The 22,580-nt window shown below is 63.1% G+C and carries 20 protein-coding genes and 1 riboswitch; of the genes, 13 read left to right on the top strand and 7 right to left on the bottom strand.

All coding sequences use genetic code 11. The annotated features are described in order from the left end of the window. Positions 1-138 precede the first annotated feature (138 nt). A complete protein-coding gene (locus ACSAMP_RS07110; RefSeq protein WP_457800066.1) occupies positions 139-1,494 on the top strand; it encodes an MATE family efflux transporter in 1,356 nt (451 codons plus the stop codon). 57 nt (positions 1,495-1,551) lie between these two features. Here the strand turns inward: ACSAMP_RS07110 and trhA are convergent, their stop codons facing one another. Then, positions 1,552-2,298, bottom strand: coding sequence for a PAQR family membrane homeostasis protein TrhA (gene trhA, locus ACSAMP_RS07115; protein WP_457799966.1), 747 nt, complete (start codon positions 2,296-2,298; stop codon positions 1,552-1,554). 173 nt (positions 2,299-2,471) lie between these two features. Then, complete coding sequence (locus tag ACSAMP_RS07120; protein ID WP_147560587.1) at positions 2,472-2,642, bottom strand: 4Fe-4S ferredoxin; 171 nt, start codon at positions 2,640-2,642, stop codon at positions 2,472-2,474. Between the two features lie 127 nt (positions 2,643-2,769). Between ACSAMP_RS07120 and ACSAMP_RS07125 the strand changes: the two genes are divergently transcribed. Next, positions 2,770-5,196 (top strand): ATP-dependent Clp protease ATP-binding subunit, encoded by a 2,427-nt coding sequence (locus ACSAMP_RS07125; protein ID WP_457799967.1) that lies wholly within the window; start codon positions 2,770-2,772, stop codon positions 5,194-5,196. Positions 5,197-5,299: 103 nt separating this feature from the next. Here the strand turns inward: ACSAMP_RS07125 and ACSAMP_RS07130 are convergent, their stop codons facing one another. The 3 genes from ACSAMP_RS07130 to sstT form a co-directional block, all read right to left on the bottom strand. Beyond that, on the bottom strand, positions 5,300-5,971 hold the full coding sequence (locus tag ACSAMP_RS07130) for a hypothetical protein (protein WP_457799968.1): 672 nt from the start codon (positions 5,969-5,971) through the stop codon (positions 5,300-5,302). Positions 5,972-5,986: 15 nt separating this feature from the next. After that, complete coding sequence (locus ACSAMP_RS07135) at positions 5,987-7,507, bottom strand: DUF1538 domain-containing protein (protein WP_457799969.1); 1,521 nt, start codon at positions 7,505-7,507, stop codon at positions 5,987-5,989. Positions 7,508-7,821: 314 nt separating this feature from the next. Further along, complete coding sequence (gene sstT / locus ACSAMP_RS07140) at positions 7,822-9,054, bottom strand: serine/threonine transporter SstT (RefSeq protein WP_457799970.1); 1,233 nt, start codon at positions 9,052-9,054, stop codon at positions 7,822-7,824. 218 nt (positions 9,055-9,272) lie between these two features. Here sstT and ACSAMP_RS07145 point away from each other — a divergent pair, with 218 nt between their 5' ends. Then, the gene (locus ACSAMP_RS07145) at positions 9,273-10,430 is read left to right on the top strand and encodes a DUF4317 domain-containing protein (protein ID WP_457799971.1); all 1,158 of its coding nucleotides are present in this window, start codon (positions 9,273-9,275) and stop codon (positions 10,428-10,430) included. 56 nt (positions 10,431-10,486) lie between these two features. Here ACSAMP_RS07145 and ACSAMP_RS07150 read toward each other — a convergent pair whose 3' ends face one another. After that, a complete protein-coding gene (locus ACSAMP_RS07150; protein ID WP_457799972.1) occupies positions 10,487-11,842 on the bottom strand; it encodes a D-alanyl-D-alanine carboxypeptidase family protein in 1,356 nt (451 codons plus the stop codon). Positions 11,843-12,024: 182 nt separating this feature from the next. On the opposite strand from ACSAMP_RS07150, the gene ACSAMP_RS07155 reads away from it, so the two are divergent. The 10 genes from ACSAMP_RS07155 to ACSAMP_RS07200 all read left to right on the top strand — a co-directional run bounded on the left by ACSAMP_RS07155 (position 12,025) and on the right by ACSAMP_RS07200 (position 21,773). Beyond that, on the top strand, positions 12,025-12,429 hold the full coding sequence (locus tag ACSAMP_RS07155; protein ID WP_457799973.1) for a ComEA family DNA-binding protein: 405 nt from the start codon (positions 12,025-12,027) through the stop codon (positions 12,427-12,429). 31 nt (positions 12,430-12,460) lie between these two features. Beyond that, positions 12,461-13,159, top strand: coding sequence for a response regulator transcription factor (locus ACSAMP_RS07160; protein WP_441795207.1), 699 nt, complete (start codon positions 12,461-12,463; stop codon positions 13,157-13,159). 16 nt (positions 13,160-13,175) lie between these two features. Further along, positions 13,176-14,687, top strand: coding sequence for a sensor histidine kinase (locus ACSAMP_RS07165; RefSeq protein ID WP_457799974.1), 1,512 nt, complete (start codon positions 13,176-13,178; stop codon positions 14,685-14,687). Further along, positions 14,684-15,160 carry a GerMN domain-containing protein gene (locus ACSAMP_RS07170; protein ID WP_457799975.1) on the top strand — a complete coding sequence of 159 codons (477 nt, stop codon included), beginning with the start codon at positions 14,684-14,686 and terminating at the stop codon, positions 15,158-15,160. Before ACSAMP_RS07165 ends, ACSAMP_RS07170 begins: the two co-directional genes overlap by 4 nt. A 153-nt stretch (positions 15,161-15,313) precedes the next feature. Further along, positions 15,314-16,597: an O-acetylhomoserine aminocarboxypropyltransferase/cysteine synthase family protein gene (locus ACSAMP_RS07175; protein WP_457799976.1), complete on the top strand. Its 1,284-nt coding sequence runs from the start codon at positions 15,314-15,316 to the stop codon at positions 16,595-16,597. A gap of 46 nt (positions 16,598-16,643) precedes the next feature. Beyond that, positions 16,644-17,177: a DUF3783 domain-containing protein gene (locus ACSAMP_RS07180; RefSeq protein ID WP_457799977.1), complete on the top strand. Its 534-nt coding sequence runs from the start codon at positions 16,644-16,646 to the stop codon at positions 17,175-17,177. 29 nt (positions 17,178-17,206) lie between these two features. Beyond that, positions 17,207-17,367: riboswitch (M-box (ykoK) riboswitch) on the top strand. 307 nt (positions 17,368-17,674) lie between these two features. Further along, entirely contained in the window at positions 17,675-18,676 is a 1,002-nt protein-coding gene (gene mgtE / locus ACSAMP_RS07185) for a magnesium transporter (protein WP_457799978.1), read from the top strand. Between the two features lie 183 nt (positions 18,677-18,859). Continuing rightward, positions 18,860-19,945, top strand: coding sequence for a 3-phosphoserine/phosphohydroxythreonine transaminase (serC, locus tag ACSAMP_RS07190; protein ID WP_441795213.1), 1,086 nt, complete (start codon positions 18,860-18,862; stop codon positions 19,943-19,945). Positions 19,946-20,043: 98 nt separating this feature from the next. Further along, positions 20,044-21,216 carry a phosphoglycerate dehydrogenase gene (locus ACSAMP_RS07195; protein WP_457799979.1) on the top strand — a complete coding sequence of 391 codons (1,173 nt, stop codon included), beginning with the start codon at positions 20,044-20,046 and terminating at the stop codon, positions 21,214-21,216. After that, on the top strand, positions 21,216-21,773 hold the full coding sequence (locus tag ACSAMP_RS07200; protein ID WP_457799980.1) for a rhomboid family intramembrane serine protease: 558 nt from the start codon (positions 21,216-21,218) through the stop codon (positions 21,771-21,773). Before ACSAMP_RS07195 ends, ACSAMP_RS07200 begins: the two co-directional genes overlap by 1 nt. Positions 21,774-22,013: 240 nt before the next feature. Here ACSAMP_RS07200 and ACSAMP_RS07205 read toward each other — a convergent pair whose 3' ends face one another. Continuing rightward, positions 22,014-22,541, bottom strand: a complete 528-nt coding sequence (locus ACSAMP_RS07205) for a porin family protein (RefSeq protein WP_457799981.1) — start codon at positions 22,539-22,541, stop codon at positions 22,014-22,016. Positions 22,542-22,580 lie beyond the last annotated feature (39 nt).

Genomic DNA, 22,580 nt, shown 5'->3' on the forward strand with positions numbered 1-22,580 from the left:
GTTGGAAGGCAATCTTGCCGATCGCGAAGTCGATCCGGTACAGGTTGCCTTCCTTTTGTGGCCTGTCCGGCCAAGGCCGGGGGCGGTTCAAGAGAAAAGGAGGAAGAAAATTTGGAGCAAAACGTGAGAGAAAATAAAATGGGTATCATGCCGGTGAATCGGCTGCTGCTGAACATGGCTGTGCCCATGATCGTATCGATGCTGGTCCAGGCCCTTTATAACGTGGTGGACAGCGTGTTCGTGGCCAAGCTCAGCGAGGATGCCCTGAACGCCGTGTCCCTGGCATTTCCGGTGCAGAATCTGATGATCTCGGTGGGCGTAGGCACCGGCGTGGGCATCAACGCCCTGCTCTCCCGCAGCCTGGGGCAGAAGGAGCAGGACAAGGTGGACCGGACGGCCATGAATGGCCTGCTGCTGGCTGCCATCAGCTGCCTGGTGTTCATGATCTTCGGCCTGACCTGCGGGCGGCGGTTCTATGCCATCCAGACGGACATCCAGACCATCGTCCGCTATGGCGGGGACTATCTCACCATCTGCTGCGGCATGTGCTTTGGCATGTTCGCCCAGATCACCCTGGAGCGCATCCTCCAGGCCACCGGGCGGACCTTTTACACCATGATTACCCAGGCCACCGGTGCCCTCATCAACATCATCCTGGACCCCATCCTCATCTTCGGCCTGTTCGGCTTTCCACGGATGGAGGTGGCGGGTGCGGCCCTGGCCACCGTCACCGGCCAGGTCTGCGGCGCGCTGCTGGCCCTGACCTTTAACTTGCGGAAAAATCACGACGTCCACTTCCGCCTGGAGAATCTGCGGCCCAGCGCCCCCATCATCGGCGGCATCTACAGCGTGGGCCTGCCCTCCATCGCCATGCAGTCCATCGGCTCGGTGATGGTGTTCGGCATGAACCAGATCCTGCTGGCCTTCACCGCCACGGCCACGGCGGTGTTCGGCGTATACTTCAAGCTGCAATCCTTCATCTTCATGCCCGTGTTCGGCCTGAACAACGGCATGGTGCCCATCATCGCCTATAACTATGGCGCCCGAAAGCCGGAGCGCATCGTGAAGACCATCAAGCTCAGCGTGATGTACGCCGTGGGCATTATGCTGCTGGGGCTGCTGGCCTTCCAGCTCATTCCCGACGTGTTTCTGGGGATGTTCATGGCGGAGGACTCGGGCAGCGACATGCTGACCATCGGCGTCCCCGCCCTGCGGACCATCTCCCTCAGCTTCCTGCTGGCCGGGTTCAGCGTGGTCTGCTCCTCTGTGTTCCAGGCCCTGGGCCACGGGGTGCTCAGTCTGGCGGTGTCCGTCATCCGCCAGCTGGTGGTGCTGCTGCCGGTGGCCTTTGTCTTCTCCCGCATTCAGGGGCTGGACGCGGTGTGGTGGGCCTTCCCAATCGCGGAGCTGTTCGCCGTCACCCTCAGCGCCCTGTTCCTCCGCCGGGTGTTCCGCCGCGAGGTGGAGCCGATGAAGAAGCTGACGGAGATTTGACATAAGAAAACAGCGCTCTGATTTTTTTCAGAGCGCTGTTTTTATGCCGTTATAGCATTACAGAAAGGCAATCACCGTGTACATCATCACAAAATGGGCGATGCTGCCCAGCAGGATGAACAGGTGGAAAATTTCGTGGCAGCCGAAGCGGGGGTTGTTCCGGCCGGGCCACTTGGCGGCATAGAGCACGCCGCCCACGGTGTACAGCAGCCCCCCGGCCAGCAGCCAGGCAAAGCCGACCTCGGGCAGGGAGCGGTGCAGGGGGACGATGGCGAAGATGGCCAGCCAGCCCATGAACAGATAGATGGCGCTGGTGAGCCACCGGGGGATGGACAGCTTGGCGATGGTCAATATCATGCCCAGCAGGCCCACCGCCCACACCACCGCCAGCAGGGCGGCGCCCCCGCTGTTTTTCAGGCCCAGCAGGCACACGGGGGTATAGCTGCCCGCGATGAGCAGATAGATGGAGCAGTGGTCATACTTCCGCAGGGCGATGCGCCCGGCCACCGAGGTGTTCACGCAGTGATAGAGGGTGCTGGCGGTGTACAGCCCCGTCATGGACAGGCCATAGATGAGAAAGACCCAAAATCCCAGGGCGCTGCCCAACGCGGCGGAGCGCAGCAGCAGGGCTACGGTGCCCACGGCGGAGAGAACGGCTCCCACCCCGTGGGTGATGGCCGACCAGGGCCGCAGCCCGTCATAGGGGTCCCGGACCTCCTTCTTGCGCCGGGGCCGGACGGGGAGGGTGAAGTCGGGGATGTTCTGAATGGAGGGAGAGGGGAGAGAAACGGCGTTGCTGCGCATACATAACGCTCCTTTCAACATGCCGAATATGATGTCAGCTTTTATTGTGACCATAGTATAACCGTTTCTCTGAGAAAAATCAATATGAAAAACAATGAAATCTAATTTTTAATATTATATTAACAAATGTAAAAAAACAGCGCCCTGCATACCGGGCGCTGTTTTTTAAGTAATTAGCCCTGAGAAATGGCGCTCATGGGGCAGGTATCCGCGCAGGAACCGCAGTCCAGACAAGCGTCGGCGTTGATCACATAGTGATCGTCACCCTGAGAAATGGCACCCACGGGGCAGGCATCCGCGCAGGAACCGCAGCTGATGCAGGCATCGCTGATAACATAAGCCATTGGAAATACACCTCCCTAAGAATCTAAATGTATTCTACCATATCTCAAAGAAATTGCAATGGCAAAAATATTAAATTTTTGAAAAGAGGGCATGATGAAATCAGAGGTTACGACGAGGTGATGTTGTATGACGGACAGTCGTTTTACGTCCACGGCCCTGGGGGCCATCCGTTCGGCCCAAGAGAACGCGGCCCGGCTGGGCCACAGCTATGTGGGCAGCGAGCATCTGCTGCTGGGGCTGGCCAGTCTGGAATACAGTCCGGCGGCCCAGGCCCTGCGCCGGGCGGGGGCGGACCGGAAGACCCTGCGGGCGGGGGTGGTCCAGCGGGTGGGGGTGGGCGTGCCCGCCCAGTGTCCCCGCCAGGGGCTGACCCCCCACTGCTGCCAGGCCATCCGGGGGGCGGCGGAGGAGAGCCGACGCCTGGGCCAGCGGGCGGTGAGCGCCGAGCACCTGCTGCTGGGCCTGCTGGGGGAGACGGACAGCGGGGCCTTTCGGGTGCTGGACAGCTGCGGCGTGGATATCCCCGCCCTATACCGCCGGGTGACGGCGGCTTTAGGAGGCGAGGAGACCGCCCCAAGATTCCGCCCCCGGGAGCCGGAGACCCGCCCGGGGGGTGATACCCGGCAGCTGGACCAGTGCTCCCGGGATCTGACGGCCATGGCCGCCCAGGGGCAGCTGGACCCGGTGATCGGCCGGGAGGCGGAGCTGGAGCGGGTCATCCAGATCCTGTCCCGGCGGAGCAAAAATAACCCCGTCCTGCTGGGGGAGCCGGGGGTGGGCAAGACCGCCGTGGCGGAGGGGCTGGCCCTGGCCATCGCCGACGGGACGGTGCCCGCCCACCTGTTGGGGCGGCGGGTGTGCGCTCTGGACCTGGCGGCCATGGTGGCGGGGACCAAATACCGGGGGGAGTTTGAGGAGAAGCTCCGCCACGTCCTGGCGGAGGTGCGCCGGGCGGGAAACGTCATCCTGTTCATCGACGAGCTGCACACCATCGTGGGGGCGGGCAGCGCCGAGGGGGCCATCGACGCGGCCAACATCCTAAAGCCCGCCCTGGCCCGGGGGGAGCTGCGGGTCATCGGGGCCACCACCCTGGACGAATACCGGCGGCACATTGAAAAGGACGCGGCCCTGGAGCGGCGCTTTCAGCCCGTCACCGTGGCCGAGCCGGACCGGGACGGCGCTCTGGCCATTTTGCGCGGCCTGCGCAGCCGGTATGAGAGCCACCACCATCTGACCATCTCCGACGGGGCCCTGGCGGCGGCGGTGGACCTGTCCATCCGCTATCTGCCGGGGCGCTTTCTGCCCGACAAGGCCATCGACCTGCTGGACGAGGGCTGCGCCCGGGCCAGGCTTTCGGGCCGGACCCTGCCCCCGGAGCTGAAGGCCCTGGAGGAGCGGGCGGCCCAGGCCGGGCGGCAGATGGCCCTGGCCATCCGGGAGCAGAACTTTGAAAAGGCGGCCATGCTGCGGGACGCGGAGGGGGACTTCCGCCGCCAGCTGGAGGAGGGCCGCCGCCGCTTTCTGGCGGGCCAGCAGGCCCGAAAGGTGGGGGAGGGGGACATCCGGGCGGTGCTGGAGCAGTGGACGGGGGTGCCCGTGTCCGCCCCCGACCAGGCGGATAGAGAGGCCCTGGCCGGACTGGAGGACAGCCTGCGCCGGACCTTGATCGGTCAGGATCGGGCGGTGGAGATGGTGGCCCGGGCCATCCGCCGCAGCCGTCTTGGCTTGGGGGACCCCCGCCGCCCGGTGGGCTGCTTTCTGCTGCTGGGACCCAGCGGCGTGGGCAAGACCCAGCTGTGCCGCAGTCTGGCCGGGGCCCTGTTTGGCCGGGAGGAGGCCCTGCTGCGCTTTGACATGTCCGAGTATATGGAGGCCCACACCGTCTCCCGCCTGGTGGGTTCCCCTCCCGGCTATGTGGGCCACGAGGAGGGGGGCCAGCTGACAGAACGGGTGCGCCGGAACCCCTGGTCCGTGGTGCTGCTGGACGAGCTGGAGAAGGCCCACCGGGATGTGTGGTCCGTCCTCCTCCAGGTGATGGAGGAGGGGGTGTTGACCGACGGCCTGGGCCGCCGCACCGACTTTCGCAACACCGTTTTGGTGATGACCAGCAACCTGGGGGCCAGGCGGTTTGGCAGAAGCCAGCGGCTGGGCTTTGCTAGCGGCCCGGCAGCGGAGCGGGAGCAGCTGGAGCGGGAGGTCATCGCCGACGCCCGGCGGACCTTTGCCCCGGAGTTTTTCAACCGCCTGGATGCCGCCTTGGTCTTTCCACCCCTGGAGCAGGGCGAGCTTTGCCGTATCGCCCGCCGCCTGCTGGACGAGACGGGAGCACGCCTGGCCGCCCACGGGGTAAAGCTGGATGTGGCCGAGGAAGCCCTGTCCCTCCTGGCCCGGGAGGGCAGCAGCCGGGAGTATGGGGCCCGCCCCCTCCGCCGGGCGGTGGCCCGCCTGGTGGAGGACCCAGCCGCCGACCTGCTGTTGTCCGGCCGGATGAAGAAGGGGGACACCCTCCACGTCGTCGCCCGGGAGGGCACCGTGGAGGTGAGCCTGATGTAGAGCCGGGGGGCGGAAGAAAGCCGAAAAAGAGCCCGCGGCCCGCGCCGCCTGGTTGGGACGGCACGGACCGCGGGTGGAAGAGGGAAGAAAGGACACTGGGGGGTTACCCCAGTCTGACAATGTGGTCGATGGGCAGGGCACAGAGAATGGTCTGGGCCTCCTGCCGCAGGCCGTGGGCGGTATTCACCGCGTCCATAATGGGGCCGCGCTTGTCCCGGGGGACCACAATGGCCACCACCTCACGCTCGGGGGTCAGATCCAGACCATAGGCCTGTTCTAAGTCCTCTGACCCGGACAGGCGGCCCTTGATGACCGTGCCGCCCCGGGCCCCGTGGGCCTTGGCAGTGGCCATCACGGCATCGGTGTGCCCCCGGCGGCAGACCGCCAGGATCAGGGTGTTTTCCGTGGTGGGTTCCATAGTGGTTCCTCCGTTTCCGTGTTTCCATTCCTCCGCCTTAAAGTCGATGAGGGCGGCGGACATTCCGTTCAGGGCGCTCAGAGGCAGGGAGAATACGATGCCCGAGGTGTCCACCCCGCCCCGCAGGTCGTTGTCCAGATCGTGGAGCAGGGCGGCGGCGGGGGCCTGAGAGGCGAAAGAGAGCACCACGTCCTTTTCTGTGGAGCCCAGACCCAGAATGTCCATGATCTCTGAGGTGGCGGTGCCGCGCCCGGCGCACTGCAGGTGGAGAAAAAGCTGATATTTGCCATAGAGCCGCTGCATGGCCACCCCGTGGCCCCGCTCTACGATGGAGACGAGGAGCTTCATCTGGTCCATATCTGTCGTCCCCCTTTAATCGAAGTAGACCACGGCATCCTCCACCCGGTCCACACGATAGCGCAGACGGCGGCGGGCCAGGGCGTGCTGGATCTGACTGTACAGGCCCATGGTCTGGATGGTCACCAGGGGCGTCATGGCCACCATGGCCACGATGCCAAAGGCATCGGTCATCATGTTGCCCCCCAGGGCGGAACAGGCCCCCATGGCGAAGGGCAGCAGGAAGGTGGCTGTCATGGGGCCGCTGGCCACGCCGCCGGAGTCGAAGGCGATGCCGGTGAAGATGGCGGGCACGAAGAAAGAAAGCCCCAGGGAGACGGCATAGCCGGGTATCAGCAGCCACAGGATGTTCAGCCCGGTGAGCACCCGCACCATGGCAAGGCCCACAGACAGGCACACGCCGATGGACAGGGCCCGGCCCATGGCCTTTTGGGAGATGGAGCCGTTGGAGACCTCCTCCACCTGCTTGGTGAGCACGGCCACGGCTGGCTCGGCCTTGACGATGTAAAAGCCGATGAGCATACCGATGGGCACCAGCAGCCAACAGGCGGCGCTCCCGGCCACGGTGGCCCCCAGCAGGGAACCGGCGGGCATAAAGCCCACGTTCACCCCGCACAGGAACAGCACCAGCCCCAGGTAAGTATACAGCAGTCCCGCGCCGATGCGCAGCAGCTGATTGTACTGAAAGTGCCGGGTGACGGCCTGGAACAGGACGAAGACCCCGGCGATGGGGGCCAGGGCGGCGGCCACCTCTTTGAAATAGCTGGGGAAGGCGTCCCGGAAGCACCGGGCGGCGTCCGCCGTGGTGGCAAGCTCGGGCAGCTGGGTCATGGAGTACCCCGCCGACTCGGGCCGATAGCAGATGCCCAGCAACAGCACCGCCAGAATTGGGCCGATGGAGCACAGGGAGATGAGTCCGAAGCTGTCGCTGGCGGAGTTGGCGTCGCTGCGGGTGGAGGCGATGCCCAGGCCGAGGGCCATGATAAAGGGCACGGTGATGGGCCCGGTGGTCACGCCGCCGGAGTCGAAGGACACGGGGATAAAGTCCCCCGGGGCCAGGGCGGCCAGCAAAAACACGATGCAATAGAACACCAGCAGCAGCCGCCGCAGGGGGATAGCCAGGCGGATGCGCAGGGCGGCCACCACCAGGAAGAAGCCCACGCCCACCGCCACGGTGAGGATGAGCACCAGATTGTCAATGGCGGGCACCTGCTCGGCCAGCACCTGGAGGTCAGGCTCGGCCACAGTGGAAAGCACGCCCAGGAGGAAATAGCCCACCACGGGCAGCAGAAAGAATTTGCTGCGGCTCATGGTCACGCCCACGACCTCGCCCATGGGGATCATGGACATGTCCACTCCCATGGTGAACAGGCCCATCCCGCCCACCAGCAGCACTGCGCCGAAGAGGAACAGCACCAGAACGGCGCTGTCCAGCGGGGCCACAGTGATGGACAGCAGCAGGACGATGGCGGTGATGGGCAGCACCGAGGCCATGGACTCCCGGGTCTTCTCGACCAGCTGATGATTCAAGTGCAAGTTGGACCTACCCCCTGTTTTCTAGTCACTCAGGCCCCCTTGTCAAAGGGGGCTGTCATCGCCGCAGGCGATGACTGGAGGATTCTACATCTATTATACGAAAGAAAAAGCAATCGGTCAAAGCGGAAAGAAGCCGGGTGTTAAGAAAATCGCGGTGGAAAAGTGGACAAAAAAACGGGGAGAGGCCGGAAAAATCGGCCTCTCCCCATGAAATACCGGGGAAACATTCCACCAAAACGCTGAAATCAGTGGAAGATCCAAGAGATCGGTTGACGATTTCTTAACGCCGTCGGGCAGTTTTTAACCTGAGTCCGTCAGCCCTTCAGGTCATACTGCATGTCCACACCGGCCTTGCGGCGGGCGCGATACTCGGCGGCGGCGGTGAACAGCACGTCGGAGGAGGAGTTCAGGGCGGTCTCGCAGGAGTCCTGGATCACGCCGATGATGAAGCCCACGCCCACCACCTGCATGGCGGTGTCGTTGGGGATGCCGAACAGGCTGCAGGCCAGGGGGATCAGCAGCAGGGAGCCGCCGGCCACGCCGGAAGCGCCGCAGGCGGACAGAGAGGACACCAGGCTGAGCAGGAAGGCGGTGGGGAAGTCCACGGGGATGCCCAGGGTGTTGGTGGCGGCCAGGGTGAGCACGGAGATGGTGATGGCGGCACCGGCCATGTTGATGGTGGCGCCCAGGGGGATGGAGACGGAGTATTTGCTCTCGTCCAGGTGCAGCTTCTCGCACAGGGCCATGTTCACAGGGATGTTGGCGGCGGAGCTGCGGGTGAAGAAGGCCATCACGCCGCTCTCACGCAGACAGCGCAGCACCAGGGGATAGGGATTTCTCCGCACACACAGGAAGACGATGATGGGGTTGACGATGAGGGCGATGAAGAACATGCAGCCCACCAGCACCAGGATCAGGTGGGCATAGGAGGCGAAGGCCTTGAAGCCGGTGGTGGACACGGTGGTATACACCAGGCCCATGATGCCGAAGGGGGCGCAGTTGATGACCCAGCGGATGGCGGTGGACAGGCACTCAGCCAGGTCGGACAGGACCTTTTTGGTGGGCTCGCTGGCGTGGCTCATGGCCAGACCGAAGACCACGGCCCACAGCAGAATGCCGATGAAGTTGGCGTTGGCCAGGGCGGAGATGGGGTTGCTCACGGCGTTGCTCAGCAGGGAGGAGAGTACCTCGCCGATGCCGCCGGGGGCGGCAGTGCCCCCTTCCGCCTCAGGCAGCAGCAGGGTGGAGGGGAACAGGAAGCTGGCCACCACGGCGCACAGGGCGGCCAGGAAGGTGCCCACCAGATAGAGCACGATGACAGAGCCCATGTTGGTGCTGCCGCCCTTCTGGCGCTGGGCCAGGGCGTGGATGACGATGAAGAACACCAGCAGGGGAGCCAGGGCCTTCAGGGCGTTTACGAACAGAGTGCCCAAAATACCGATGACGGTGAATTGGGGCAGGGCCACGCCCAGGATGATACCCAGGAGCATGCCCACCAGGATGCGCTTGATGAGACTGATTTGGGTCCACTTTTTTAGCAGTTCCATGTTTGTTTGATCCTTTCTTTCTTCTCTTCTCTTTTCGCGGGGGAAGCTGGGGAAACGGTCTGTTTCCTCAGGGGAGGGCCGTCTGAAAACGGGGCGGGCGGCCCTCCCCTGAACAAGCAGGGGCGGCGGAACGATTGCTTTTTCCCGGCGCTTCCGCTAAAATAAGGGGGAAACGCCCGGCGCGCCGGGAGAAACTTTGAGTTTGCGAGGAAATACATATGAATCAAAAAGAGTTAAACGAGCTGCGGCGGCGGTTCCGGCTGGACCGGACGGGGTTCAACCGGGTGTACGGCTGCTTTGTCAACGGGAATAAAGAGATCGTCTCTGACCTGGACGAGTCCTTTGGCTATATGCCCGAGGCGGAGGCGGAGCGCTATCTGGGCCTGCTGAAAAAGGTGCTGTCCGGGCGGCTGGGGAAAAACCTCATCGACATCGTCTTCTCCACCCAGCAGGTGATGGAGGGGGAGGAGCACAAGCTGCTGTCTGCCCTGCGGGACTCGGAGCTGAAGGACCGGGAGACCCGCACCGCCTTTTATCAGAAGGTCATCGACCAGCTGGACATGGAGGGGGGCAACTATCTGCTGCTGATGAGCCACGAGCGGTATGACGTGCCCCACCGGGGCGGTGATGACGAGCTTCAGCCGGACGCCTCGGACCAGACCTTCTCTTACTTTGTCTGCGGCGTCTATCCGGTGAAGGAGGGCAAGGCGGAGCTGGGCTACTTCCCCCAGGAGAACGAGTTCCACAACCTGGCGGCGGGGCAGATCGTCTGTCCCCCGGAGCTGGGCTTCCTCTTCCCCGCCTTTGACGACCGGGCGGCCAACATCTATAACGCCCTGTATTATACACGCCGCCCCGACCAGCTGCACCAGGAGTTCATCGACGCGGTGTTCCACACCGAAGCGCCCATGTCCGCCGGGGAGCAGAAGATGGCCTTTGAGACCGCCCTGTGTGAGGGGCTGGAGGACCAGTGCAGCATGGAGGTGCTCCAGGCCATCCACGAGCGCATCCACGACCAGCTCCAGGAACACAAGGAGCGCAAGGACCCGGAGCCGCCCACCCTGACCCCCGCCGACGTGGGCATGATCCTGGCCGACCAGGGGGTGGAGCGGGAGCGCATCGCCGCCTTCCAGGAGAAGTGCGGAGAGGAGTTCGGCGAGAACGCCGTGCTCAACCCGGAAAATCTCATCGACCCGGGCAAGTTCCAGGTAAAGACCGAGCAGATCACCGTGTCCGTGGACCCGGAGTTCAGTTATCTGGTGGAGACCTGCATGATCGACGGGAAAAAGTACATCATGATCCCTGTGGGCAAGGGGGTGGAGGTGAACGGTTTGGCCGTAAATGTCTCTGCCACGCAGACAGAGGAGCTGTCCTGACGGACAGATGAAGGGATAAAAAAGGGGCCAAAAGGCCCCTTTTTTAGTTTTGGATTTCAGCGCCGTCCACCCCGATAGTTCCGGCGGCCCCGGGACATGACCCGGGCGCCATAGCGGCGCTCCTTGCGGAAGACCAGCACCTTCAGCAGCACGGCGATGACAAGGATCAGGATGATGACGGCGGCCACCCGCACGCCGAAGTTCTGGAAGAAGGCCACCACCTGGGCCTTTTTATACAGCAGCTCAGACCGCTCCACCGACGTGACGGCCACCAGGTCCAAAGAGCCGTAGTCCGTCCCCTCATAGGACAGGGTCATGGTGCCCAGTACCTGGCCCTCCTCCACCGGGGCCTCCACCATGTCGGAATTCAGGTGGATGGTGGTTTCGATCAGGCTGGGGTCTAAGTCCTTGGGCAGGGTGCGCACCACCTCGCCCTCGGGCTTTACCATCACCTCGTCCGCCTGGCGGGAGAGGGTGACGGCTACTTTGTCCACCGGGTCGTTGCCCTGGCTGATGGTGACCCGGCGGAAGTTGTCAAAGCCCCACTTCAGCAGCTTGGTGCTCTCGGTGAACTGGCCCTGGCGCTTGGCCCCGTTGGGGTCCACCACGCCGGAGCCCAGGATGACGGAGATGAGCAGGGTGTCCCCCGACTCCGCCGCCGCCACCAGGCAGCGCCCGGCCTCGTCGGTGGTGCCCGTCTTGCCGCCGATGCACTTGTCGTACACATAGCCGGAGTAGTGGAAGTTGGAGATCAGGGCGTTGGTGTTATAAAAGGTCTGCTCCCCCATGTGGGCGGTGGCGGGCAGGACATAGGTGGCGGTGTGGATGATGGTGCGGAACAGCTCGTGCTTGAGGGCCTCGGTCATGTACAGGGAGATGTCATAGGCGGTGGTATAGTGGTCCGGGTCGTGGAGCCCGTGGGGGTTGACAAAGTGGGTGCCCTTGCAGCCCAGCTCCTTGGCCCGGGTGTTCATGTGCTCCACAAAGGCCTCGATAGATCCGTCCACCGCCACGGCCAGGATGTTGCCAGCCTCGTTGGCGGAGGGGAGGAGCAGGCAATACAGCAGCTGCTCCACGGTGAGTACATCCCCCGGCTCCAGATTGGCGGTGGAATAGTTGCCCGACATGTCCTGGAGGGTGGTGGGCCCGGCGGTGATCTGCTGATCCTTGGTCAATTTGCCGCTGTCGATGGCCTCCAGCACCAGCAGGGCGGTCATCACTTTGGTGATGGAGGCGGGATAGGCCTTTTCGTCGGCCTTTTTGTCATAGAGCACCTCGCCATAGTTGGCGTCCACCAGGATGGCGTGGGTACACTGAAGCTCCGGCTCCTCGATGGCGGCGGCGGGCAGGACCAGCAGATTCAGCATCAAAACCAGGGACAAAAGCAGGGCGGGAATGCGATATTTTTTCATAGGAAAATCTCCGTAGTTATGTTATACTAAAGTGGACACGGGAAACCCCGAAAGCTGTCCTTCGGCAAAGCTCCGCCGGAGGGAGACAAACGACTTTTTGGGGAAGACCCGGGAAAATTGTCGATGATATATCCCCATTATATCAAAGGGCGGCACAGTCTGCAAGAGCGGGAGGAAGAAAAATGGCTGGGATATCCAGGTATGAAAAGGCGGCCCTGGGACTGACGGCGGCCTTTCTGCTGTTTACCGGGGGCTGGTTCTATGCCCGGCAGAGCGCCGCCCAGCCCTACACCGTCACCGTGAGCCAGTCCGCGCCGGAGGTAAGCTCGGCTCCCGCCGCCTCCAGCAGTGAAGAAGCAAGACCGGACAGTTTGCTGGAGGGAGAGGTCATCGACGTCAACTCCGCCCCGGTGGAGGACTTGCAGCGTCTGCCCGGGATCGGGGAGAAGCGGGCCCAGGCCATTGTGGCCTGGCGGGAGGAGCACGGCCCCTTCCAGTCGGTGGATGAGCTGATCCAGGTCTCCGGCATCGGGGAAAAGCTGCTGGCCGGGCTGCGGGACTATGCCGCGGCGGGGCCGGTGGGTTGAATGCGCGCCGTTGAAACAAGAGGAGGATAACATGGCCAAGATATTAGTGGTGGACGACGAGGCGGTGCTGGTAAAGGGCATCCGCTTTAACTTGCAGCAGGAGGGCTATCAGGTGGAGACCGGCTCCGACGGGGAGCAGGCGGTGGAACTGGCCCGGGAGGGCAGCTTTGACCTTATCATCCTGGACCTGATGATGCCCAAGATCGACGGGCTTCAGGCCTGTATGCGCATCCGGGAGTTCTCCGACGTGCCCATCATCATGCTCACTGCCAAGAGCGAGGACTCGGACAAACTGATGGGCTTTGCCTGCGGGGCGGACGACTATGTGACCAAGCCCTTCAACATCCTGGAGCTGAAAGCCCGGGTGCGGGCCCTGCTCCGCCGCACCGCCGCCGCTGCGGCTAAGCAGCAGGAGGCGGGGGACCTGACCGTGGGCCACATCCGTCTGGACCCTGCGGAGCGCTCGGCCTGGAAGGACGGGGCCCAGGTGGAGCTGACGGCCAAAGAGTTCGACCTGATGGAGCTGCTCATGCGCAACCCGGGCCGGGTGTACAGCCGGGAGAACCTGCTGAACGTAGTGTGGGGCTATGAGTATGTGGGGGACTACCGCACGGTGGACGTCCACATCCGCCGCCTGCGGGAGAAGCTGGAGCTGGACCCCGCCAACCCCGAATACATCCGCACCAAATGGGGCGTGGGCTATTATTTAAGCAGCCAGAAGAACAGTTAAGAGAAGGGGGACCCCCGTGGACAGCGACAAGAAGAAAAAGACCAGGGAGGGGGTGCCCTTTTTTGCCTCTCTCCAGGTGAAATATGCCCTGAGCTATCTGGTGGTCATCACCCTGGTGCTGGCTCTGCTGAACACCTATCCGGTGCTGGCCTCCCAGGAGCTGCTGTTCACCTCGAAACGGGACTCGCTGAAGAGCCAGAGCGCGGTGATCGCCTCGGCCCTGATGGAGCTGGAGACATTGACCTCAGACCAGGTGGTCCGGGTGATGAACCTGCTGGATGACATGGGATTGAGCCGCATTCTGGTCACCGACCCGGCGGGCCTTGTGCTGTATGACAGCGCCACCGACAACTGGGACCGCAGCGGGAAGGAGGAGCCGGAGGAGCCCCAGTATCGCTATGCCCTCTATCAGGAGGTGGCGGCGGCCCTGGAGGGAAAGGACGTGTTCTATTCCCACTATGCCGACGGGGTGTTCACCTCCACCGCCGCCGTGCCCATCGTCAGCCGGGGCATGACCACCGGGGCGGTGTATGTGCTGGAGACGGACCGGGAGCAGGGGAACCTGCTGCAAAGTCTCCAGCAGAATCTGGCCAACATCTCGGCGGTCATCGTGGTCTCTGCCCTGGTGGTCAGCCTGTTTTTCTCCAAGATGCTCACCGCCCGCATCGCTGCCCTGCTCCACGCCTTCCGCGTGGTGGGGGAGGGGGAGTATGGCCACCGGCTCCAGCCCGCCGGGCGGGACGAGATGGCCCAGCTGGCCCAGGAGTTCAACCGCCTGACCGACCGGCTCCAGACCACGGAAGAGGTCCGCCGCCGCTTTGTCTCTGACGCCAGCCACGAGCTGAAGACCCCCCTGGCGTCCATCCGCCTGCTGGCCGACTCCATTTTGCAGAACCAGCAGATGGACCAGGAGACGCTGCACGATTTTGTCAAGGACATCGGGGACGAGGCCGAGCGCCTCACCCGCATCACCGAGCATCTGCTGGCCCTCACCCGCCTGGACAGCCTGCCTGCGGGCAAGACAGACCGGGTGGACACCGGGGCGGTGCTGGAGCGGGCGGTGAACATGCTACTGCCCGTGGCCGACGCGGCAGGGGTGACCATCCGCACCAGCGTAAAGCCCGAGTGCAATATCCACTGCACCCAGGACGACCTGTATCAGATCTGTTATAATCTGCTGGAAAATGCCGTAAAGTATAATTATCCCCAGGGTTCTGTGTCTGCCAGCGTCACCCGAGACGGGGAACAGGTGCTCATCGAGGTGTCTGACACGGGCATCGGCATCCCGGAGGAGGACCTGCCCAAGGTGTTCAATCGGTTCTATCGGGTGGACAAGGCCCGCTCCCGGGCCGCCGGGGGCACGGGATTGGGCCTGTCCATCGTGCGGGACACGGTGCGCCGCCACGGGGGCTGGGTCACCGCCCGGGCCCGACCCGGCGGGGGCAGCCTGTTTACCGTGGGCTTCCCCCTGGACCGGGGGGAGCTGGAAGCGCCGGAAGGGGAAGCGGAGAAGGGAGCCCAGCCATGAGAAAACTGCTCGCCCTGGTGCTGGCCTTGGCCCTGCTGCTGCCCTGCGCCGCCTGCGGCAGGGCGGAGGAGCCGGAGGGTTTGCAGCTCTATTTTGTCACCCAGACCCGGGAGCACGGCCAGGTGCTGGAGAGCCAGCCCTATGCCGGACCGGACCAGCCGGGGCCGGAGGAGCTGCTGCGGGCCCTGCTGGCCGGGCCGGACCGGGAGGGCCTGGTCTCCCCCTTCCCGAAGAGCACCGAGTTAGAGGGCTGGGCCTGGGATGCGGAGGACTCTGGCTGTCTGTGGGTGTGGTTTACCGAACCCTACAGCACGTTGACCGGCCTGTCTCTCACCCTGGCCGATTACTGTGTGGTGCTCACCCTCAGCCAGCTGCCGGGGGTGGAGTCGGTGGAGCTCTTCTGCAGCGGCCACACTGATGACTACCGCAGCCACCAGCGCCTGACGGCGGACGAGGTCATGGCCCAGCCGTGACCCGGCCCCGAAAGGGCACAAAAAGAGGGGTAGCCGGATGGAAAAAGACGGCTCTTTTCTTGACAAAGTCCCCGAGAGACGGTACTCTTATGGATGATTGTGTCTTTACCCGCGGCACACGGGCCGCATTCATATAAGAAAGAAGGAAGCGACATGAGCGATTACGCTATCAATACCAAGTGCGTACAGGGCGGCTATACGCCGGGCAACGGCGAGCCCCGCCAGATCCCCATTATCCAGTCCACCACATTCAAGTATGCCACCAGCGAGGACATGGGCAAGCTGTTCGACCTGGAGGCCAGCGGCTATTTCTATACCCGGCTCCAGAACCCCACCAACGACATGGTGGCGGCCAAGATCTGCGACATGGAGGGCGGCACCGCCGCCATGCTCACCTCCTCCGGCCAGGCGGCCAACTTCTATGCCGTGTTCAACATCGCCAACTGCGGCGACCATGTGGTGGCCTCCTCCACCATCTATGGCGGCACCTATAACCTGTTTGCCGTGACCATGAAGAAGATGGGCATTGACTTCACCTTTGTGGAGCCTGACTGCTCCGACGAGGAGCTGGAGGCCGCCTTCCGGCCCAACACCAAGGCCGTGTTCGGCGAGACCATCGCCAACCCCGCCCTCACCGTGCTGGACATCGAGCGCTTTGCCAAGGCGGCCCACGCCCACGGCGTGCCCCTCATCATGGATAACACGTTCGCCACCCCTGTGAACTGCCGCCCCTTTGAGTGGGGCTGCGACATCGTCACCCACTCCACCACCAAGTATATGGACGGCCACGGCGCTGCCGTGGGCGGCTGCATCGTGGACAGCGGCAAGTTTGACTGGATGGCCCACGCGGACAAGTTCCCCGGTCTGTGTACCCCCGACGAGAGCTATCACGGCATCACCTATGCCGAAAAGTTCGGCCAGGGCGGGGCTTTCATCACCAAGGCCACGGCCCAGCTCATGCGGGACTTCGGGTCCATCCAGGCCCCCCAGAACGCCTTCCTGCTGAATCTGGGGCTGGAGAGCCTGCACGTGCGCATGGCCCGCCACTGTGAAAACGCCCTGGCGGTGGCCAAGTATCTCAAGAGCAGCCCAAAGGTGGCCTGGGTCACCTATCCCGGTCTGGAGGGGGACAAGTATTACGACATCGCCCAGAAGTATATGCCCAATGGCACCTGCGGCGTGGTCTCCTTCGGCGTGAAGGGCGGACGCAAGGCGGCGGAGGAGTTTATGAAGCACCTGCGCCTGGCCGCCATCGAGACCCACGTGGCCGACGCCCGCACCTGTTGCCTGCACCCCGCCTCTGCCACCCACCGGCAGATGAACGACGCGGAGTTGGCCGCCGCCGGGATCACCCCCGACCTGGTGCGCATGTCCTGCGGCATCGAGGACGCCGCCGACCTCATCGCCGACATCGACCAGGCTCTAGCCCAGGTCTGACAAACAAAGCAAGCGGGGCCGGCGCCCCCAAGAAAGGGAATCAAACATGAAGAACATGAAGTTTAAGTCTGGAACCATTCTGATGTACGAGTGCTCCGGCCCGGAGTACTCCAAGCTGCGGCAGATCTTTGCCATGCTCCGTCTGCGGATGCGTCCCGTCACCCCGGACAAGTATCACCTGACCCTGGCCGAGCTGGCCGACGGCAAGGGCGAGCCTCTGGAGGACGCCTCTGACGTCAAGCCCGTGCCCGAGCGGATGCTGGTCTTCTGCGGCCTGAACCAGGTGCTGCTGGCCCAGGTGCTGGAGGTCATCCGCCTGGCCAAGCTGCCCCCCATCCCCATGAAGGCTGTGCTGACCATGAACAACCTGCAGTGGAACACCATGCAGCTCTACGAAGAGCTGTGCCGGGAGCGGGAGGCCATGGAGGCCCAGAAGAACGGCCAGGCCCCTGCCGAGGCCAAGGCTGACGAGGCCAAGCCCGAAGAGAGCGCCGAGGCCCCCAAGGCTGAGGAGGTCAAAGCCGAGGAGGCCAAGACTGAGGAGCCTAAAGCTGAGGAAAAGCCGGAAGAAAAGGCTTGACACAGCCCCGGCTTTCGGGTAAAATACACACGATGATCCGGTAGGTAAGGCTACCACAGGGATATGGGTCGCTGCCGCAAAGGAATGGAGACATTCCACGCTGGTTTGAACAGGTCCTGTCGAAAACAAGGCAGAATCTAACGCGACTTCACCGCCCTGTGATGCTAAAGCTCGAACGGTGGCAGAGAAGCGTGTTTTCAAAAGCTGATGTTTCAGTGCGCGTGCCGCCGCAAGGGGCACGCGCACTTTTTCGTGCTCAAATTTCTACCGGACCGGAATCAAACCGGCGCTCAGAACCGAAACCAAAAAGAGAGGTGAACCATCCATGGACAGCGGCAGTAGAGGTCCCGGCAGACCAGACCGTCAGTTCGATCCATTAGATCACATAGGATACCTGCGCCGTTCCCGTTGGATGGCGCAGCCCGACGGCTGAGGAAAAGCCGGAACCTCCTGTCAACAGGCGGCATTTGCCGACAAATGACAAGGAGGAACTGAATATGATGATGAATCGCATGAATACCAACGCCATCCGCACCCAGCGGGTGGAGGAGATCATGTCCCGCGAGCCCCTGGCTCTGTCCCCCATGATGCGGGCGGGGGAGGCCCTGGCCCGGCTGCGCCAGGTGGGGGTGCCCCGTGACTTTATGGCCAACTGCTATGTGGTGGACGGGCAGTTCCATCTGCTGGGCCTGGTGACGGTGCGGGATCTGATCATGGCCCCCACGGGCCAGCGGCTGGACCAGTTTATGGTCCAGCCCGCCGCCCGGCTGCACCCGGAGGATGACCAGGAGCGGGCCGTGGAGGCCATGGACCGCCTGGACCAGGTGGAGCTGCCCGTGGTGGACGAGAAGGACCGCCTGGTGGGCACGGTGACGGCGGACGACGCCATGGACGTGATGCAGGCCGAGGCCACCGAGGACATGGAGCGCATGGCGGCCATGGCCCCGTCGGAGCGGCCCTATCTCCGCACCCGGGTGTGGGATCTCTATCGCAGCCGCATCTTCTGGCTGCTGCTGCTGATGCTGTCGGCCACCTTTACCGGGGCCATTATCACCCACTTTGAAAACGCTCTGGCCGCGCAAGTTGTGCTCACGGCCTTTATCCCCATGCTCATGGACACCGGCGGCAACTGCGGCAGCCAGTCCTCCGTCACCGTCATCCGGGGCCTGTCCCTGGGGGAGATCAAAAGCGGCGACTGGCTGCGGGTGATGGGAAAGGAGCTTCAGGTGGGCCTGCTGTGCGGCGGGACCCTGGCGGCGGTGAATATGGCCCGGCTGTGTCTGCTGGGCAGCACCGATTTTTATGTGGCCCTGGCGGTGAGCCTGACCCTGATCGTCACCGTGACCTGCGCCAAGCTGCTGGGCTGCTGCCTGCCCATCCTGGCCAGCCGCCTGAAGCTGGACCCGGCGGTGATGGCCAGCCCCCTCATCACCACCATCGCCGACGCGGTGTCCCTGTTCGTCTATTTCCGCATCGCCGTGTGCCTGCTGAAGCTGTAACGGCGGGGGGACAAAAAACGCTGTTTTGTGAAAATGTCACGATTGGCCATAAAAACGGCGATTTTTTGCCAAACTATGCACAAGGAAGTATTGACACCCCCATTTTTCTTCACTATAATGGGAAATTGCCCCGGACCTGCGGGTCACGGGGCAATTTTTTATTGTTGAAAGGGGTTCTCCCAAATGAGCGACCAGCGTGTTTACAACTTCTCCGCCGGCCCTTCCATGCTCCCTCTGTCCGCACTGGAGCGTGCCGGGTCTGAGATCACCAACTACCGGGGCACCGGTATGTCAGTGATGGAGATGAGTCACCGCTCTAAGGCCTTTGTCCAGATCTTTGAGGAGACCCAGGCTAAGCTGCGCCGACTGATGAATGTGCCGGAGGGCTATAAGATCCTGTTTTTGCAGACAGGCGCCTCCGGCCAGTTCTCCATGGTACCTCTGAACCTGATCGGGAAGACCGGTAAGGCGGATTACGCCGTCACCGGCAACTTCTCCAATCTGGCTTATAAGGAGGCCAAAAAGTACGGCCAGATCAGCCTGGCCGCCTCCTCTGAGGACAAGGATCACAGCTATATTCCCACCCAGGACCAGCTGACGCTGGACAAGGACGCCAGCTACTTCTATTACTGCGCCAACAACACCATCTATGGCACCGAGTGGGGCTATGTCCCCGACACCGGCGACGTGCCCCTGGTGTGCGACATGTCCTCTGACATTCTGTCCATGCCCGTGGACGTGTCCAAGTTCGGCATCATCTTCGCCGGGGCCCAGAAGAACCTGGCTCCCGCCGGTCTGACCGTGGTCATCATCCGGGAGGACCTGGCCGGTCACGAGCTGCCCTATACCCCGCTGATGATGAACTATAAGACCATGATCGACAAGGACTCCATGTATAACACCCCGCCCTGCTGGTGCATCTATATGCTGGGCCTGAATCTGGACTGGGTGGAGGCCCAGGGCGGCGCTCAGGCCATGGAGCAGCGCAAGTGGCAGCGGGCCAACATGCTGTATGACACCCTGGACAGCTCCAAGCTGTTCAAGTGCCACGCCGAGAAGGGCTCCCGTTCCGGCATGAACGTGACCTTCCGCACCGGCGACGCCGACCTGGACGCCAAGTTCGTGGCCGCCGCCACCGAGGCCGGGTTCGTCAACCTGAAGGGCCACCGGAAGGTGGGCGGCATGCGCGCCTCCATCTATAACGCCATGCCCATCGAGGGCGTGGAGAAGCTGTGCGACTTCATCAAGAAGTTCGACAAAGAGAACTAAGAAAACTAAAAAAACACGGCCTGGATTCCCGCCCCTTACAACAGGGGCGGGAATTATAAAAGAACAGGCCCTGCCATAACATAAAGAGGGTTTTTATTATGTATCGCATCAAGACTTTGAATAAAATTTCCAGCGCCGGTCTGGCCCATCTGGACCAGACCCGCTTTCAGGTGGGCAACGACGTAGAGAACGAGGACGGCATCCTGGTCCGCTCCGCCGCCATGCACGAGTATGAGTTCCCCCAGGCCCTGCGGGCCATCGCCCGCGCCGGTGCAGGCACCAACAACATCCCCATTGACCGCTGCTCCGAAAACGGCATCGTGGTCTTCAACACCCCCGGCGCCAACGCCAACGCCGTGAAGGAGCTGGTCATCGCCGCCATGCTCATCGCCTCCCGCGACATCATGGGCGGCGCCAAGTGGGTACAGGAGCAGGCCAACACCGAGGGCGTGGACGTGGCCGCCGCCGTGGAGAAGGGCAAGTCCGCCTTTGTGGGCCCTGAGCTCTATAAGAAGACCCTGGGCGTCATCGGCCTGGGCGCCATCGGCGCGCTGGTGTGCAACGTGGCCCTGGACCTGGGCATGGACGTGTATGGCTATGACCCCTTCCTGTCTGTGGACGCCGCCCTGCGCCTGGACCGCCACGTCCACGTGGTGAAGGACGTGAACGAGCTGTACAAGGTCGCCGACTATGTGACCATCCACGTGCCCTATAACAACGACACCAAGGACTTTATCAACGCCGAGGCCATCTCCAAGATGAAGGGCCAGGTGCGGGTGCTGAATCTGGCCCGGGGCGGCCTGGTCAACGATGATGACATGATCGAGGCCCTGAACTCCGGCCGGGTGGCCAAGTATGTCACCGACTTCCCCGACAACAAGATCACCACCGCCAAGAACGTCATCGCCCTGCCTCACCTGGGCGCCTCTACCCCCGAGAGCGAGGAGAACTGCGCCGCCATGGCCGCCCAGGAGCTGCGCGACTATCTGGTCAACGGCAACATCACCAACTCCGTGAACCTGCCCAACGTGTCCCAGGACTGGAGCGGCATCGCCCGGGTGTGCATCATCCACAAGAACGTGCCCGCTATGCTGACCAAGATCATGTCCACCCTGTCCGATGACAACATCAACGTGGAGAACATGACCAACAAGTCCAAGAAGGACTACGCCTATACCATGGTGGACGTGAACACCCGCATCAGCGACCAGGTGGCCGACGAGCTGCGGGCCATCGAGGGCGTCATCCGCGTCCGGGTGCTGAATCACTGATGCGGCTGCGGGTGCAGTATAACGCCCCGGTGGTGCTCACCTTCGCCTTTCTGTCCCTGGCGACTCTGATCGCCGGGCACCTCACCGGGGGCTGGACCACGACCAAGTTCTTCAGCGTCTACCGCTCCGCCTTCACCGACCCGCTGACCTATTTCCGCATGGTGGGCCATGTGCTGGGCCACGCCAACTACAGCCACTACATGGGCAATATGATGCTGCTGCTGGTGGTGGGCCCGCCACTGGAGGAGCGCTATGGCTCTGGCCGTCTGCTGGGCTGCATGTTCATCACCGCCCTCACCTCCGGCCTGGTGCAGTTTTTCCTGTTTCCAGGCACGGCCCTGCTGGGGGCCAGCGGCATCGTGTTCATGTGCATCCTCCTGTCCTCCCTGTCCGGGATGCACGGGGGAGCCATCCCGTTGACGCTGATCTTAGTGGCGGTGTTCTATCTGGGCGGCGAGTGGATCGACGCCGTCACCGTCCAGGACAACGTGTCTCACCTGACCCACATCGTGGGCGGCCTGTGCGGAGCCATTTTGGGCTTTGCCATGAGAAAATAAGAAATAAGCAAACAAAAATGCTGCACTGTGTGGTTACAGTGCAGCATTTTTGTTTGAGAGGTGTGGGCGGACACAGTACCCGCAAGGGGTATGCCGCATCCGTAAGGCTCCTTCGTCGCCAACGGCTGCGCAAAGGTCCGCCCCTACTGTCATTGCGAGGAGCGCAGTACCCGCAAGGGGTATGCCGCATCCGTAAGGCGGCATAGCCGCCAACGGCTGCGCGACGACGTGGCAATCCGTTTACCCGATCTTATGCCCGCCCCGGATGAGGAGCTTTACCGTGCCGGAGGTGGGGGATAGGGTGCGTCCGGCGATGGTGGACATGTACAGGTGGTTCTTGGTCAGGGAGGTGCCGTTGTTCACCGTGCCCCCGGCGGACACGTCCACCAGGGCGGCGCTGCTGTCGTTGGTGCGCACGGTGGCGGTGCCCACCCGCAGGAGCACCTCGCACCCCACGTCCAGGGACAGGGTCTGGCCGCTGGTGAGGGTGATGAGAGTATACCCGGCGGCGGAGCCGGAGTTCCCGCCAGTGGAACCCGTCTGCTGCTGATAGGCGGCGATCTGGTCGGAGAGATTCTTGGCCAGCTCCGTCTGCCGCTGGGCGGCCTTGGTCTCCACCTGGCTGACCACGCTGGGCAGGGCGGTCTGCTCCAGATAGCTCAGGGTGACCAGGGGGTCGCTCTTGTCCCCGTTGGCGGCCAGGGCGGCCCCGGTACACAGCAGGGCGAGGGCCAGGGCGGCGGGGACGATCCGTCTGTATTTCTTCATAGCATGTACTCCTTTGCAAGGGCGGGCCCACGGCCCGGT

It is taken from the genome of Flintibacter sp. SJQ-8 (genome assembly GCF_054108085.1).